The organism is Streptomyces sp. NPDC001914, from assembly GCF_042891215.1.
Taxonomy (GTDB): domain Bacteria; phylum Actinomycetota; class Actinomycetes; order Streptomycetales; family Streptomycetaceae; genus Streptomyces.
In genome coordinates this window covers 167,201-182,852 of the sequence record NZ_JBIASW010000009.1, presented here as the reverse complement: position 1 = coordinate 182,852, position 15,652 = coordinate 167,201, and the positions used below count along the sequence as shown (strand labels likewise).

The 15,652-nt window shown below is 72.5% G+C and carries 12 protein-coding genes; 7 read left to right on the top strand and 5 right to left on the bottom strand.

The genetic code is table 11. The features are described 5' to 3' along the window. Nucleotides 1-5 precede the first annotated feature (5 nt). Genes ACFYYF_RS25505 through ACFYYF_RS25495 form a run of 3 tightly spaced genes read right to left on the bottom strand, consistent with a single transcriptional unit; the run spans nt 6 to nt 4,503 of the window. Complete coding sequence (locus ACFYYF_RS25505) at nt 6-950, bottom strand: hydroxymethylglutaryl-CoA lyase (RefSeq protein ID WP_388779554.1); 945 nt, start codon at nt 948-950, stop codon at nt 6-8. Next, nucleotides 947-2,878, bottom strand: a complete 1,932-nt coding sequence (locus tag ACFYYF_RS25500) for an acetyl-CoA carboxylase biotin carboxylase subunit (RefSeq protein ID WP_388779551.1) — start codon at nt 2,876-2,878, stop codon at nt 947-949. The genes ACFYYF_RS25505 and ACFYYF_RS25500 overlap by 4 nt, the downstream gene beginning before the upstream one ends. A gap of 8 nt (nt 2,879-2,886) precedes the next feature. After that, nucleotides 2,887-4,503 carry a carboxyl transferase domain-containing protein gene (locus ACFYYF_RS25495; protein WP_388779543.1) on the bottom strand — a complete coding sequence of 539 codons (1,617 nt, stop codon included), beginning with the start codon at nt 4,501-4,503 and terminating at the stop codon, nt 2,887-2,889. A gap of 98 nt (nt 4,504-4,601) precedes the next feature. Here ACFYYF_RS25495 and ACFYYF_RS25490 point away from each other — a divergent pair, with 98 nt between their 5' ends. The 4 genes from ACFYYF_RS25490 to ACFYYF_RS25475 all read left to right on the top strand — a co-directional run bounded on the left by ACFYYF_RS25490 (nt 4,602) and on the right by ACFYYF_RS25475 (nt 8,376). Then, a complete protein-coding gene (locus tag ACFYYF_RS25490) occupies nt 4,602-5,207 on the top strand; it encodes a TetR/AcrR family transcriptional regulator (protein ID WP_361683553.1) in 606 nt (201 codons plus the stop codon). A 109-nt stretch (nt 5,208-5,316) separates the two neighbouring features. After that, nucleotides 5,317-6,474, top strand: a complete 1,158-nt coding sequence (locus ACFYYF_RS25485; RefSeq protein ID WP_351861650.1) for an acyl-CoA dehydrogenase family protein — start codon at nt 5,317-5,319, stop codon at nt 6,472-6,474. A gap of 34 nt (nt 6,475-6,508) precedes the next feature. Further along, the gene (gene tesB, locus ACFYYF_RS25480; RefSeq protein WP_361683555.1) at nt 6,509-7,381 is read left to right on the top strand and encodes an acyl-CoA thioesterase II; all 873 of its coding nucleotides are present in this window, start codon (nt 6,509-6,511) and stop codon (nt 7,379-7,381) included. A gap of 23 nt (nt 7,382-7,404) precedes the next feature. Further along, nucleotides 7,405-8,376: a cation diffusion facilitator family transporter gene (locus ACFYYF_RS25475; RefSeq protein ID WP_388779539.1), complete on the top strand. Its 972-nt coding sequence runs from the start codon at nt 7,405-7,407 to the stop codon at nt 8,374-8,376. A gap of 97 nt (nt 8,377-8,473) precedes the next feature. Here the strand turns inward: ACFYYF_RS25475 and ACFYYF_RS25470 are convergent, their stop codons facing one another. Continuing rightward, complete coding sequence (locus ACFYYF_RS25470) at nt 8,474-9,262, bottom strand: phosphatase (protein ID WP_365484348.1); 789 nt, start codon at nt 9,260-9,262, stop codon at nt 8,474-8,476. A 62-nt stretch (nt 9,263-9,324) separates the two neighbouring features. Next, a complete protein-coding gene (locus ACFYYF_RS25465) occupies nt 9,325-11,268 on the bottom strand; it encodes a PucR family transcriptional regulator (RefSeq protein ID WP_388779537.1) in 1,944 nt (647 codons plus the stop codon). 185 nt (nt 11,269-11,453) lie between these two features. Here ACFYYF_RS25465 and ACFYYF_RS25460 point away from each other — a divergent pair, with 185 nt between their 5' ends. From ACFYYF_RS25460 to ACFYYF_RS25450, 3 genes are all read left to right on the top strand, one after another. Continuing rightward, the gene (locus ACFYYF_RS25460) at nt 11,454-12,917 is read left to right on the top strand and encodes a sodium:solute symporter (protein WP_388779534.1); all 1,464 of its coding nucleotides are present in this window, start codon (nt 11,454-11,456) and stop codon (nt 12,915-12,917) included. Between the two features lie 63 nt (nt 12,918-12,980). Continuing rightward, complete coding sequence (gene speB, locus ACFYYF_RS25455) at nt 12,981-13,949, top strand: agmatinase (RefSeq protein ID WP_388779531.1); 969 nt, start codon at nt 12,981-12,983, stop codon at nt 13,947-13,949. Continuing rightward, nucleotides 13,946-15,631 carry a thiamine pyrophosphate-binding protein gene (locus ACFYYF_RS25450; protein ID WP_388779528.1) on the top strand — a complete coding sequence of 562 codons (1,686 nt, stop codon included), beginning with the start codon at nt 13,946-13,948 and terminating at the stop codon, nt 15,629-15,631. The genes speB and ACFYYF_RS25450 overlap by 4 nt, the downstream gene beginning before the upstream one ends. Nucleotides 15,632-15,652: the final 21 nt, after the last annotated feature.

Sequence of the window (15,652 nt, the reverse complement as noted above, 5' to 3'; positions counted from 1 at the left end):
GCTGTTCACTCCTGGTGGGAGAGGGCTTTGACGGTGCGGGACGGGCTGGGTCGGCCCAGTTGTCCGGCCATCCACACGCTCGTGGCGGTGAGGCGGCCGAGGTCGACCCCGGTGTCGATACCGAGGCCCTGGAGCATCCATACGAGGTCTTCCGTGGCGAGGTTGCCCGTCGCCGACTTCGCGTACGGGCAGCCGCCGAGGCCGCCCGCGGAGGCGTCGACCGTGGCGACGCCGTGCTGGAGGGCGGCCAGGGTGTTGGAGAGCGCCTGGCCGTAGGTGTCGTGGAAGTGCACGCCGAGCGCGCTGGTGGGCACGCCCTCCTCGTTCAGCTCGGCGAGCAGCGCCTGCACATGGCCCGGCGTCGCCACACCGATCGTGTCGCCGAGGCTCAGCTCGTCACAGCCCATGTCCAGCAGCGCCTTGCAGACGCGGACGACCTGATGGACCGGGACGGGCCCCTCCCACGGGTCGCCGAAGCACATCGAGACATAGCCGCGGACGGAGAGCCGCGCCTCCTTGGCGCGGTGCACCACCGGCTCGAACATGGCCAGCGACTCGTCGACCGTCCGGTTGAGGTTGGCCTTCGCGAAGGACTCCGTCGCGCTGGCGAAGACGGCCACGTGCCGGGCGCCGAGCGCCAGCGCCCGGTCCAGCCCGCGCTCGTTCGGCACGAGCACCGGGAGCGCCACCGGCAGATCGGCCACCTGCGGGAACAGCTGCTCCGCGTCGGCCAGTTGGGGCACCCACTTCGGGTGGACGAAGCTGGTCGCCTCGATCGTGGTCAGACCCGCGTCCGCGAGGCGCCGGACGAACTCGGCCTTCACCTCGGTCGGTACGGTCGCCTTCTCGTTCTGGAGCCCGTCGCGCGCGCCGACCTCGTAGATCCGTACCCGGGCGGGCAGGTCCTGGGCGGGTACGGCCATCGGCAGGCCGAGTTCGGAGGTGTTCACGCCGTCTCCTCCTCGGCGGGGGTGATGACCGCGAGGACCTGGTCCATGGCGACCGTCGTGCCCGGTGTGACGTCCAGTTCGCTGACCGTCCCGGCGTGCGGCGCGGAGATGACGTGCTCCATCTTCATCGCCTCGACCACGAGCAGGCTCTGTCCGGCGGCCACCTCGTCGCCGACGGCCACCTTCACGACCGTCACCGTGCCGGGCATGGGGGCGGTCAGCGAGTCGGCGCCGGCGTGCGCGGAGCCGGTGAGCGACGCGGCCACCGGGTCGTGGTCGCGCACGTGCCAGGCGTCGCCGTCGCGGCCGATCCAGTCCGCGGCGCGGTGGAAGGTGTGCCGCACCCCGTCGAGCGTCACGGCGACCCGGTCGGCGGTGACCGTGTGGGTGCCGCGCGGGGTGTACTCCACGGGGTCCGCGACCCGTAGGGAGAAGCCCACCGGCTTCGGCGTGCCGCCGAGCCGCCAGCCGCTCGGCACCGAGAACGGGTCGGTCCAGCCCTCGCCCGACGGGGCCAGAGCGGCGAGCCGGACGGCCGCGGCCGCCTCGTACACCTCATCGGGCACCTCGGACGACACCAGACCGTCGGCCTCCCGCTCGACCAGACCGGTGTCCAGGTCGCCGGCCACCACGTCCGGGTGGGCCAGCAGCCGGCGCAGGAAGCCCGCGTTCGTCTGGACCCCGAGCGTGACCGTGTCGGCGAGGGCGGCCCGGAGCCTGCGCAGCGCCGTCGGGCGGTCGGGCCCGTAGGCGATGACCTTGGAGAGCATCGGGTCGTAGAGGCTGCCGACCTCGGTGCCCTCCGTCAGGCCCGAGTCGGTGCGCACCCCGTCGCCCTGCGGCTCGTGCAGCGCGAGCACCGTGCCCCCGGAGGGGAGGAAGCCGCGCGCCGGGTCCTCGGCGCAGATCCGGGCCTCCACCGCGTGTCCGGTGAGGGTGATGTCCGCCTGCTCGTACGGCAGGTGCTCGCCGGCGGCGACGCGGAGCTGCCACTCGACGAGGTCGAGGCCGGTCACCAGCTCGGTGATCGGGTGCTCCACCTGGAGGCGGGTGTTCATCTCCATGAAGTAGTACGAGGACGGGTCGCCGCCGGGGACGATGAACTCCACCGTGCCCGCGCCCCGGTAGCCGCAGGAGCGGGCGGCCTGGACGGCCGCCTCTCCCATCGCGGCGCGCGTGGCCTCGTCCAGGAGCACGCTGGGCGCCTCCTCGATGATCTTCTGGTGGCGGCGCTGGAGGGAGCACTCGCGCTCGCCCAGGTGCACGACGTTGCCGTGCCCGTCCGCCAGGACCTGGATCTCGATGTGCCGGGGCCGGTCGACCCAGCGCTCGACGAGCAGTGTGTCGTCGCCGAAGGAGGCCCGCGCCTCACGCCGTGCGGCGGCGATCTCGTCGGCCAGCACCTCGGTGTCGCGCACCAGGCGCATGCCCTTGCCGCCGCCGCCCGCGCTCGGCTTCAGGAGCACCGGGACGCCGATCTCGCGGGCGGCCGCGATCAGCTCCGCGTCCGTCAGACCGCTGCCCGAGGAGCCGGGGACGACCGGGACACCGGCCGCCTTCACCGTCTCCTTGGCGCGGATCTTGTCGCCCATCAGGGAGATCGCCTCGGCGGACGGGCCGATGAAGACCAGTCCGGCCTCCGCGCAGGCCCGCGCGAAGGCGGCGTTCTCGGCGAGGAAGCCGTACCCCGGGTGGACCGCCTGGGCGCCGGTGCGGGCCGCCGCCTCCAGCAGCCGCTCCACCGACAGATAGCTCTCCGACGCGGGCGCCGGTCCGATCCGTACCGCCGTGTCGGCCTCCCGGACGTGGCGGGCGTCGGCGTCCGCGTCCGAGAAGACGGCCACCGAGCGCACGCCGAGCGCGCGCAGGGTGCGGATGACGCGTACGGCGATCTCACCCCGGTTGGCCACAAGCACCGTGTCAAACATGGGTCCCCTCACATCCGGAAGACGCCGAACTGGGGGTCACCCAGGGGCGCGTTGGCGCAGGCTGTCAAGGCGAGTCCGAGGACCTGCCGGGTCTCCATCGGGTCGATCACACCGTCGTCCCAGAGCCGGGCGCTCGCGTAGTAGGCGCTGCCCTGCTGCTCGTACTGCCGGCGGATCGGGTCCTTGAAGTCCTCCTCGTCCGCGGCCGGCCACGACTCGCCGCGCGCCTCGATCTGGTCGCGCTTGACGGTCGCGAGCACGGACGCGGCCTGCTCGCCGCCCATCACGGAGATCTTGGCGCCCGGCCACATCCACAGGAAGCGCGGTGAATACGCCCGGCCGCACATCGAGTAGTTGCCCGCGCCGTACGACCCGCCGATCACGACGGTCAGCTTCGGCACGCGGGTGCAGGCCACGGCCGTCACCATCTTCGCGCCGTGCTTGGCGATGCCGCCGGCCTCGTACTGGCGGCCCACCATGAAGCCGGAGATGTTCTGCAGGAACACCAGCGGGATGCCGCGCTGGTCGCACAGCTCGATGAAGTGGGCGCCCTTCTGGGCCGACTCCGAGAACAGGATGCCGTTGTTGGCGACGATCCCGACCGGGTGGCCGTGGATCCGCGCGAAGCCGGTGACCAGGGTCTGCCCGAACTCGGCCTTGAACTCGGCGAAGCGGGAGCCGTCGACCACGCGCGCGATGACCTCGCGCACGTCGTAGGGGGTGCGGGAGTCGACCGGCACCGCGCCGTACAGACCGTACGGGTCGACTTTGGGCTCGGCCGCCGCGGCGACCTCCCAGGGAAGCTCCCCGCGCGCGGGGAGCGTGGAGACGATGGTGCGCACGATCCGCAGCGCGTGGGCGTCGTCCTCGGCGAGGTGGTCGGTGACGCCGGAGGTCCGGGAGTGGACCTCGCCGCCGCCCAGCTCCTCGGCGGTCACCACCTCGCCGGTGGCGGCCTTCACCAGAGGGGGTCCGCCCAGGAAGATCGTCCCCTGGTTCCGGACGATCACGGCCTCGTCGCTCATCGCCGGCACGTACGCGCCGCCCGCCGTGCAGGAGCCGAGGACGGCCGCGATCTGCGGGATGCCGGCGCCGGACATCCGCGCCTGGTTGTAGAAGATCCGCCCGAAGTGCTCGCGGTCGGGGAACACCTCGTCCTGCATGGGCAGGAAGGCGCCTCCGGAATCGACGAGATACACGCAGGGCAGACGGTTCTCCAGCGCGACCTCCTGGGCGCGCAGGTGCTTCTTCACCGTCATCGGGTAGTACGTGCCGCCCTTGACGGTGGCGTCGTTGGCGACGATCACGCACTCGCGCCCGCTCACCCGGCCGATGCCGGCGATGACACCGGCGGCCGGGGCCGCTCCGTCGTACATCCCGTCGGCGGCCAGCGGCGCCAGCTCCAGGAAGGGGGAGCCGGGGTCGAGGAGGGCGTCCACGCGGTCGCGGGGCAGCAGCTTGCCGCGCGCGGTGTGCCGCTCGCGTGCCTTCTCGCCGCCGCCGAGCCGCACAGCGGCCAGCTTCCGGCGCAGCTCCTCGCCCAGCGCGCGGTGTGCCGCCTCGTTGGCCCTCCAGGCCTCCGACGCGGGATCCGCCGCGCTCGTCAGCTCCGGTGCCTCTTGCATCCTGCGGTCCCCTCACCAGGTGATCGACCAAGTTAATGAGCGTTAACGCATTTCCTTCAGGTTAACGAGCGCTAACCCGCCTGTCTAGAATTGATTTCATGGCCACCAGAACCGACGCCCCCACCCGGCGCGAGCAGATCCTCAGGGAGGCCGCGCGGCTCTTCGCCGAGCGCGGTTTCCACGGCGTGGGAGTGGACGAGATAGGGGCGGCGGTCGGTATCAGCGGCCCCGGTCTCTACCGGCACTTCGCCGGCAAGGACGCGATGCTCGCCGAGCTGCTGGTGGGGATCAGCGGGCAACTGCTCACGGGTGGCCGGCGCAGGGTCGCGGAGGCCGAGGGCGGCGCCGCCGAGGTGCTCCTCGACTCGCTCATCGAGGGACACATCGACTTCGCGCTCGACGACCGTCCTTTGATCACCCTGCACGACCGCGAGCTGGACCGCCTGCGGGACAGCGACCGCAAGCTCGTGCGCCAGCTCCAGCGCCAGTACGTCGAACTGTGGGTGGAGGTGGTGCGCGAGGTGTACCCGGATCTGGGCGAGCCCGCCGCGCGCTCCGCGGTGCACTCGGTCTTCGGCCTGCTGAACTCGACCCCGCACCTGGGGCGGCCGGGCGCGCTCCCCGGGCGTGCGGGCACGGCGGAGCTGCTGCACCGGATGGCACGGGGAGCGTTCGGAGCGGCCGCCGTGGCTCCCGGTGCGTGACGAGCGTCTCGGGGGGTGACCCCTGGACGGCGCTCGTGACCGGCGGGTAACCTCATATCTGAGCAAGCGCTTAGACATAACACCAGGTATCCAGGCGGAGGTGGCGGCGGTGCGCCGTACTGTGTTCAACGAGGACCACGAGGCGTTCCGGGAGACCCTGCGCGCCTTCATCGAGGCCGAGGTCGTCCCGGTCTACGACGAGTGGCTCGCCGCCGGTCAGGCGCCGCGCGACTTCTACTACAAGCTCGCCGAGCTCGGTGTCTTCGGCATCCGCGTCGACGAGGAGTACGACGGCGCCGGCATCGACTCGTACAAGTTCGAAGCCATCGTGTACGAGGAGACCGCCCGCGCGGGCATCACCTTCGGCGGCTCCGGCGTGCACGTGCTGCTCGGCCTGCCCTACATCAAGATGCTCGCCAGCGACGAGCAGAAGAAGCGGTTCCTGCCGAAGTTCGTCTCCGGCGAGGAGATGTGGGCCCTCGCGATGACCGAGCCGGGCACCGGCTCCGACCTCGCGGGCATGAAGACCACCGCCAAGCTCTCCGAGGACGGCACGCACTACGTCCTCAACGGTGCCAAGACCTTCATCACCGGCGGCGTTCACGCCGACCGCGTGATCGTCTGCGCCCGCACCTCCGCGCCCACCGCCGAGGACCGCCGCCACGGCATCTCGCTGTTCGCCGTGGACACCAAGTCCGAGGGCTACTCCATCGGCCGCAAGCTCGACAAGCTCGGCCTGAAGACCTCCGACACCGCCGAGCTGGCGTTCGTCGACGTGAAGGTGCCCGTCGAGGACCTGCTCGGCGAGGAGAACAAGGGCTTCTACTACCTCGGCCACAACCTCGCCTCCGAGCGCTGGGGCATCGCCTTCGGCGCCTACGCGCAGGCCAAGGCCGCGGTCCGGTTCGCCAAGGAGTACGTCCAGGAGCGCACCGTCTTCGGCAAGCCGGTCGCCCACTTCCAGAACACCAAGTTCGAGCTGGCCGCCTGCCAGTCCGAGGTGGACGCGGCCGAGGCCGTCGTCGACCGCGCCCTGGAGGCCCTCGACGCCGGGGAGCTGACCCCGGCCGAGGCCGCCAGCGCCAAGCTGTTCTGCACCGAGGTCGCGCACCGCGTCATCGACCGCTGCCTCCAGCTCCACGGCGGCTACGGCTTCATGAACGAGTACCCGATCGCCCGTCTGTACGCGGACAACCGGGTCAACCGCATCTACGGCGGCACCAGCGAGATCATGAAGACGATCATCGCCAAGGACATGGGCCTGTAAGGTCCGAGAAAAGACTGCGCGGTACAACTGCCTTATGAGCGAGGCACTTCAGTCTCTCCTCGATCTGCTCGATCTCGAGCGGATCGAGGAGAACATCTTCCGCGGCCGTTCCCGGTCCGCCGTCGTCCCACGGGTCTTCGGCGGACAGGTGGCGGCGCAGGCCCTCGTGGCCGCCGGGCGCACCGTCCCCGAGGACCGGCACGCCCATTCCCTGCACGCGTACTTCCTGCGGATCGGCGACCCCGGCGCACCCATCGTGTACTCCGTGGACCGCATCCGCGACGGCCGCTCCTTCACCACCCGCAGGGTGGTCGCGGTCCAGCACGGACAGCCGATCTTCCACCTCTCCGCGTCCTTCCAGGCGTACGAGGAGGGCATGGAGCACCAGGCCCCGATGCCGCCCGCCCCGGACCCGGAGACGCTGCCCACGGCCGCCGAACTGCTCCCGCTGTACGCCGACGTCTTCACCGACGCCGACGTCGTCGAGCGCATCCTGGAGGCCCGGGAGTCCGTCGACCTGCGCTATGTCGACGCGCCGCCGTTCGCCACCGTCGGCGAGCCGCGCGAACCCCGCTCCCAGGTGTGGTTCCGCACCAACGGCAAGCTCGCGGACGACCCGCTGCTGCACGTCGTCCTCGCCACGTACGTCTCGGACATGACACTCCTCGACTCCATCCTGCTCGCGCACGGGCGCGGCGGCTGGGTCACCGGTGACGTCGTCGGAGCCTCGCTGGACCACGCGATGTGGTTCCACCGCCCCTTCCGCGCCGACGAATGGCTGCTCTACGACCAGGAGTCGCCGTCCGCGTCGGGCGGCCGGGGCCTCGGCCAGGCACGGATCTACACCCAGGACGGCCGGCTGGCCATCTCGGTGATCCAGGAGGGCGTGGTCCGCGTCCCCCGGTAGGCGTCCCCCGGTAAGACTGGGGCATGACTGACGCAGCGCAGGACACCGGCAGCGGCGAGAGCGTCTCCACGGTGATCGTCGCGGCCGCCGCCAACCTGGGGATCGCCCTCGCCAAGGCGGTCGCCGGCGTCATCAGCGGCTCCAGCGCGATGCTGTCGGAGGCCGCGCACTCCGTCGCCGACACCGTCACCGAACTGCTCCTGCTCACCGCGCTCAAACGCAGCGAGAAACCGGCCGACGAGGACCACCCCCTCGGCTACGGCCCCGAGCGCTACATCTGGGCGCTGCTCGCCGCCGTCGCCACCTTCGTCGGCGGCGCGGTCTTCTCGATCTACGACGGCGTCCACAGCCTGGTCGCGGGGGAGGAGCCCGGCGACCCGCTGGTGTCGTACATCGTGCTGGCCCTCGCGTTCTGCCTGGAGGGCTTCTCCCTGCGGACCGGACTGCGGCAGGCGCGCGGCGAGGCCGCCCGGGTCGACGCCCCCTTCAGGACCTACCTCCGGCGCACCCCCGACACCGCGGTCAAGGCCGTCGTCATGGAGGACGCGGCCGCGCTCGTCGGACTGGTGCTCGCCGCCGGCGGCCTGCTCGGCGGCCAGCTCACCGGATCGGGCGTCTTCGACGGCATCGCCTCGCTGCTCATCGGGCTCCTGCTGCTCTACGTCGCCTGGGTGCTGGGCCGGTCCAACGCGGAGCTGCTGATCGGCAGGCCGCTGCCCAAGCCCGTGCGGGAGCGGATCCGGGCCGAGCTGCTGGGACTGGAGCACGTGGAGGCCGTACTGGAACTCATCACGCTCGTGCAGGGGCCGCGCGAGGCGCTCGTCGCCGCCAAGGTCGACTTCCGGGACGCGTCGACGGCCGCCCAGATCGAGTGGGCCTGCGAACGCGCGGAGGACCGGATCCGGTCGGTGTTCCCCGCGGTGAGCAGGGTGTACCTGGACCCGACCCCGGGCTACGCCCAACGGCGGTCCGAGGGGCTGAACCCCTGGCCGTGAGCGGAGCCGGACCGCGCGGTGCCGTGAACCGGGCCGCGCCGCGCGGTCCGGTGGCGCGGCACGGTGTACGTCGTCCGGGGTCCAAGGAGGCCGGGGCTCAGGCCAGGCCCGCCTCGTTCAGCAGATAGGCCGTCATCGGGTCGTAGTGGCGCGGGCTGAGGACGTGGTCGTCGAGCGGGACCACCACCTGGAGCGTGCCCTCCGACTCGGCGAGGAAGAGCGCCGGGTCGTTGCAGTCGGCGTATCCCACGGAGTCCACACCGTGCTGGCCCGCGTAGCCGGCCCAGCCGTGGTCGGCCACCACCAGGTCGGGCAGCGGGCGGCCCTCCCGCTCCAGCGCGGTGAGGATCGCGCGCATCGGCTCGCCCGAGTGGGTGTGCCACAGCGTGGCGCCGTGCTCCAGCACCGCCACGTCCGCGAACTGCATGACGTACCCCTCGTCCGTCTGCAGACCGTCCGGGATCACCACGATCTCGCAGCCGGCGGTGCGCAGGGCGGCGGCCGTGGCCCGGTGCACGTCCAGCAGCCCGCCCGGGTGACCGGTCGCGAACAGCACCCGCTGCCGGTCCTCGGCCGCCTTGCGCAGCCGGCCCGCGAGACGCTCCAGCGCGTCCACGGTCAGCTCGGGGTCGATGGTGTCCTGTCCGTAGCGGTGCTCCGGGTCGTCGTTGACGCCGACGCGCTCCGCCATCACCGCGAGCACGTCCTGCTCGTCGCTCCAGCGGTCGCCGAGTTCCAGACCGAGCCACCAGTTGCGCTCGCCGTTCGCCAGCCTGCGGTAGTGGGAGAGGTTGTTCTCGCGGGGGGTCGCGACATCGCCCGCGATACGGGTCTTCACGAGATGGTCGACGAGTTCGGCGCGGCTGGGAGTCCCGGGTATCGGCATAGCACCATTGTGCCGGTGCACCCGTGTCCCGGGCGCGGCCGTCCCGTCCGCTGGGACGTGCGTCACTCGGGTGTACGCGGGCCCGTGCCGTTCCCGGCGCCCCGCGTCCCCTCCTCCCGGAGCGCGAACCACAACTCCATGCGTACGTCGGGGTCGTCGAGGTCCGTGTCCAGCAACGCGGCGCAGCGGGCGATGCGTTGGCGGACGGTGTTGCGGTGGACGGACAGGGCGACCGCCGTGCGGTCCCAACTGCCGTGCAGGGAGAGCCAGGTGCGCAGGGTCTCGGTCAGGGCGGGCGTCCCGGAGACGGGGGCGAGGAGGGCCTGGGCGTGGGACTCGGCGTCCACCGGGGCGACCAGGTCGGCGAGCGCGGGACGGTCGCCGTGCCGGACCAGGGCCGCCCGGGTGGCGCGGGCGCGGGCCAGCGCGCGGGCCGCCTGGGTGTCCGCGGCCGCCCACCCGTGCGGGCCCGCGGGTGCGCTGATCCCGCAGATCCAGCCCGGCTGCGCGGCGGGCACGCGGTCGCCGGGGACGAGGACGCGGACGACGTCGCCGCCCACGTCCACCAGCGCCGAGCCCAGCGCGGCGGCGAGCGCGGACGCGGAGACGGTGTCCGGCGCGGGGCCGTCCCCGGCGGGGCGGGCGTGCACGACCGCCCACTGTTCGCCGCCGAGCAGCGGCGCCACCGCCTCGGGCGCCGCCCCGAGCAGCAGCCGCACCAGGGCCGCCGAGCGCCCCGCCTCGCTCGCGCTCTGGTGCTCCCCGGTGAGCAGGGACAGCAGCACGGAGGCGACGGAGGCGATCGTGTGGTCGCCGGGGTCGCGGCGCGGTGCGGCGACGCCGAGGACGAAGCCCTGGCCGCTGCCGAGGGCGTAGGCCGTGAGGTGCGCACCGCCCACGGTGTCGGTGGCCGAGGACGGGGCGGGCCCCTGGGCCTCACGGGGCCGCACGACCCCGGCGAGCTCCCGGAGCACCGCCTCGGGTCCCGTTCCGCCCGGCGGCCGGCGGCCGGCCTCTCCTGCCGGACCCGCCGGGCCGGCGAAAGCGGCCGGGTTTCCCGGTCCTGCCGGTCCTGCCGGAGCCGCCGGTCCTGCTGGTCGCGCCGGAGCCGCCGGTCCTGCTGGTCCCGCCGGTCCCGCCGGTCCCGCCGGTCCCGCCGGTCCCGCCGGTCCCGCCGGTCCTGCCGGAGCCGCCGGTCCTGCCGGTCCCGCCGGTCCTGCCGGTCCTGCCGGAGCCGCCGGTCCTGCTGGTCCCGCCGGTCCCGCCGGACCCGGGCCGGCCGGAGTCGTGGTGCTGCCGGGAGAGGCCGGGGTTCCCGGAGTCCCCGGGTTTGCGCGGGTCGGGTGGGACGCGGGTCGCTCCGGCGGGCCGGCCGGCGGGACGGTTCCGGCGTGGGCCAGTTCCGTGCCCTCCGGGCCGTACAGCACCGCCCAGCCGTTCACCCGGCGGGCGAGCTGCCGCAGGACCGCCGGTACCGGATCGGGGCGGGCGGCGGCGGCCGCCAGGCTCTGCTGGGCCTCCGTCACCCGGCGCAGCTCGGCCAGCCGGGCCTGGGCCATGAGCTGCCACACCGCGCGGGCGATCCCGGAGAACGTCGTGCGGGGCGGGACCTCCAGCAGCGGAAGCCCGTGGGCGTCGCAGGCCGCGACGAGGGCGGGCGGGACCGTGTCGTGGACCGGCGCGAGACCGAAGCCGAGGGCCGCGCCGCCCGCGGCGACGATCCGGGAGACGTAGCCGTCGAAGTAGTCCTCGGGGCCGGGGGCGCCCTCGCCGGAGGCGGCCGCGGAGGGCACGTGGACCCCCGCCGTCAGCAGCAGCTCGCCGCCCAGCAGATACGGGTAGAGGTCGGCCATCTCCGAGGTGTGCGCCCAGTGGATCACCGTGTCGGGCTCCGCGGGCCCGGCGATCAGGCGCAGACCCAGGTCCTCGCGGGCCAGGAGCGCCGACAGGGGGACCGGAGGAGTGGGCGGCACGGCGGGGGCGGAGGGGGACTGCGCATCCGGCATGGTGGATGTTTCCTCCATTCCGTTCGCGTCCAGTGGATGAAACGTACACTTCGCAGCCGCATTCCGGCCACCTAAGGTCGGTCCCGACCGGCAGTCACGGGTACGGGCGTATGTCCCCGTGATCGGTTGCCGGCTCGTCCCCCACACCCCCGCACGACACGCCACCGAGCACCTGGAGGAGACCCATGGCCGTCGACTACACAGTGATCGTCGTCTATCTGGCCGGCATGCTGGCCATGGGCTGGTGGGGCATGCGCCGCGCCAAGTCCAAGAGCGACTTCCTCGTCGCCGGGCGCCGGCTCGGGCCCGTCATGTACTCCGGCACCATGGCCGCGATCGTCCTGGGCGGCGCGTCCACCATCGGCGGTGTCGGCCTCGGCTACCAGTACGGCCTCTCCGGCGCCTGGATGGTCTTCACCATCGGCCTCGGCCTGCTGGCCCTGTCCGTCTTCTTCTCCGCCCGCATCGCGCGCCTCAAGGTCTACACCGTCTCCGAGATGCTCGACCTGCGCTACGGCGGCCGGGCCGGAGTCATCTCCGGTGTCGTCATGTGGGCGTACACCCTCATGCTCGCGGTCACCTCGACCATCGCGTACGCCACGATCTTCGACGTCCTCTTCGACATGAACCGGACGCTCGCGATCATCCTCGGCGGCTCGATCGTCGTCGCCTACTCCACGCTCGGCGGCATGTGGTCGATCACGCTCACCGACATGGTGCAGTTCGTCGTCAAGACGATCGGCGTCCTGCTCCTGCTCCTGCCCATCGCGGTGGTCAAGGCGGGCGGCTTCTCCGAGATGAAGGCCAAGCTGCCCACCGAGTACTTCGACCCGCTGGGCATCGGCGGCGAGACGATCTTCACCTACGTGCTGATCTACACCTTCGGCATGCTGATCGGGCAGGACATCTGGCAGCGCGTGTTCACCGCGCGCAACGACCGCACCGCCAAGTGGGGCGGCACGGTCGCCGGCACCTACTGCCTGGTGTACGCCCTCGCCGGCGCCGTCATCGGCACCGCCGCCAAGGTCATGTACCCGAAGCTGCCCAGCGCCGACGCCGCCTTCGCGACCATCGTCAAGGACGAACTCCCCGTCGGCGTGCGCGGACTGGTGCTCGCCGCGGCCCTCGCCGCCGTGATGTCCACCTCCTCCGGCGCCCTGATCGCCTGCGCCACCGTCGCCAACAACGACATCTGGTCGCGGCTGCGCGGCGCCGTCCAGCGCGACGCGGGCGACGAGCACGACGAGGTCAAGGGCAACCGCGCCTTCATCCTGGTCATGGGCATCGCCGTGATCTGCACGGCGATCGCGCTCAACAACGTCGTCGAGGCGCTGACCGTCGCGTACAACCTGCTCGTCGGCGGTCTGCTGGTCCCGATCCTCGGCGGTCTGCTCTGGAAGCGCGGCACGGTCCACGGGGCGCTCGCCTCCGTCGTCGTCGGCGGTGTCGCGGTCATCGGCCTGATGGCCACGTACGGCATCCTCGCCAACGAGCCCGTCTACTACGGGCTGCTCCTCTCCCTGGCCGCCTACGTGATCGTCTCGCTCGCCACACCGGCGACCGACGCCGTGGTGCTGGCCACCTGGCGGGAGCGGCTCGCGGGCCGTGACGCCGAACCCCAGTCCGAACCGGTCCCGGTTCACCAGTAGAGTCGTGTTACTTGTACTTAGTTGTACATACGCGACAAAGCGTAGGAAAGAAGGAAAACCCCCATGAGCAGCAACGAGACGCCCCGCGGCCCCGTCGACTCCTCCCGCGTCCCGCGGTACGCCGGTCCCGCGACCTTCGCCCGGCTGCCGCGCCTCGACGAGGTCGGCACCACCGACGTCGCCGTCGTCGGTGTGCCGTTCGACTCCGGCGTCTCGTACCGGCCGGGCGCCCGCTTCGGCGGCAACGCGATCCGCGAGGCGTCCCGGCTGCTGCGCCCCTACAACCCGGCGCAGGACGCCTCCCCGTTCGCCCTCGCCCAGGTCGCGGACGCCGGTGACATCGCGGCCAACCCGTTCAACATCAACGAGGCCGTGGAGACGGTGGAGGCCGCCGCCGACGAGCTGCTCGGCACCGGCGCCCGCCTGATGACCCTCGGCGGCGACCACACCATCGCGCTGCCCCTGCTGCGCTCCGTCGCCAAGAAGCACGGCCCGGTCGCGCTGCTCCACTTCGACGCGCACCTCGACACCTGGGACACCTACTTCGGCGCCGAGTACACCCACGGCACCCCGTTCCGCCGTGCCGTCGAGGAGGGCATCCTCGACACCTCCGCCCTCTCCCACGTCGGCACCCGCGGCCCGCTGTACGGCAAGCAGGACCTCACCGACGACGAGAAGATGGGCTTCGGCATCGTCACCTCGGCGGACATCTACCGCCGCGGTGCCGACGAGGTCGCCGACCAGCTCCGCCAGCGCATCGGGAACCGCCCGCTGTACATCTCCATCGACATCGACTGCCTCGACCCGGCCCACGCGCCCGGCACCGGCACCCCGGAGGCGGGCGGCATGACCTCCCGCGAGCTCCTGGAGATCCTGCGCGGCCTCGCGTCCTGCAACCTGGTCTCGGCCGACGTCGTCGAGGTCGCCCCGGCGTACGACCACGCCGAGATCACCGCGGTGGCGGCGTCCCACACCGCGTACGAACTGACCACCATCATGTCCCGCCAGATCGCGGAGGCCCGAAGCAAGTGACCCACGACCACGACCTGGTTCTCCGCCCGACGGCGGCTCAGACGGAGGCCGCGCTCAACCCGCCCCCCGGCCGCAACGGCGGAGACCTGGTCGTGGAGACCCTCTCCGGTCTCGGCGCGACGACCGTCTTCGGACTGCCGGGCCAGCACGCGCTCGGCATGTTCGACGCGCTGCGCCGCTCCTCGCTCCGCTACATCGGCCTGCGCGTCGAGAACAACGCCGGATTCGCGGCGGACGCCTACGGCCGCATCACCGGCGAGGCCGCGCCGCTGCTGCTCTCCACCGGCCCCGGGGCGCTGACCTCGCTCGCCGCGCTCCAGGAGGCGCGCGCCGCCTCGGCGCCCGTCCTCGCGATCAGCAGCCAGATCCCGACCGCCGGCCTCGGTGGCGGCCGCCACGGCTACCTGCACGAACTCCCCGACCAGCAGGCGTCGTTCAGGGGGGTCGTCAAGTCCGTCCACACGGTCCGCACCCAGTCGCAGATCCCCTCCGCCATCGCGGCGGCCTGGGAATCCGCGCTGACCGCCCCGCACGGGCCGGTCTGGGTGGAGATCCCGCAGGACGTGCTGCTCGCCGAGACCCGCCTGCCGCAGGTCACGGCGATGGACGCGACCCCGGAGGACGTCGTCCCGCGCCCCGAACTGACCGCGCTGGCGGCCCACTTGCTGTCCTCGGCGGCCCGCCCCGCGATCATCGCGGGTGGCGGCGTCGTACGGTCCGACGCGTCCGGCAAGCTGAAGGCGCTCGCGGAGAAGCTGAACGCGCCGGTCGTCACCACCTTCGGCGGCAAGGGCGCCTTCCCCTGGACCCATCCGCTCTCGCTCCAGTCCTGGCTGGAGGACCGGCACACCACGGACTTCCTGGAGGACGCGGACGTCCTGCTCGTCGTCGGCTCCGGCCTCGGTGAACTGTCCTCGAACTACCACACGTTCAAGCCCCGCGGCCGGGTGATCCAGATCGAGGCCGACCTCGGCAAGCTGGAGTCCAACCACCCGGCGATCGGCATCCACGCGGACGCGCGCCTCGCGCTGTCCGCGCTGCTGGAGACCGTGGAGGAGCGTCCCGACCCGTCGGCGGCGGAGCGCGTGAGCACGGTCCTCGCCCGGGTGGCACAGCGCATCGCCGCCCAGGAACTCACCCTGGAACAGGACGTGCTGGCGGCCGTCCGCCGGGCCCTGCCGGCCGGCGCGCCGTCCTTCTGGGACATGACGATCCTGGCGTACTGGGCGTGGTCGGCCTTCGACCCGCGCGGGAGCAACACCATGCACTCCGCGCAGGGCGCGGGCGGTCTCGGCTACGGCTTCCCGGCGGCCCTCGGCGCGGCGGCGGCCGATCCCTCCCGCCCGGTCCTCGCGGTGTCCGGCGACGGCGGCGCGCTCTATTCGATCGCCGAGCTCGCCGCGGCCAGGCAGTACGGCCTGAACGTCACCTGGCTGATCGTCGACGACGGCGGCTACGGCATCCTGCGCGAGTACATGACCGACGCCTTCGGCCAGGCCACGGCGACGGAGCTGTCCCGCCCGGACTACGTGGCGCTCGCCGAGTCCTTCGGCGTCCCGGGTGTCCTGACGGCCCCCGAAACGCTGGAGGAGGACCTGGCCAAGGCCCTGGCCGCGCCCGGCCCTTCGGTGGTCGTCCTGCCGGCGCTGCTGCGGATGTTCGCACCGACCCACCTGGACTGAGGGACCGCCCCGGCCGGGGGC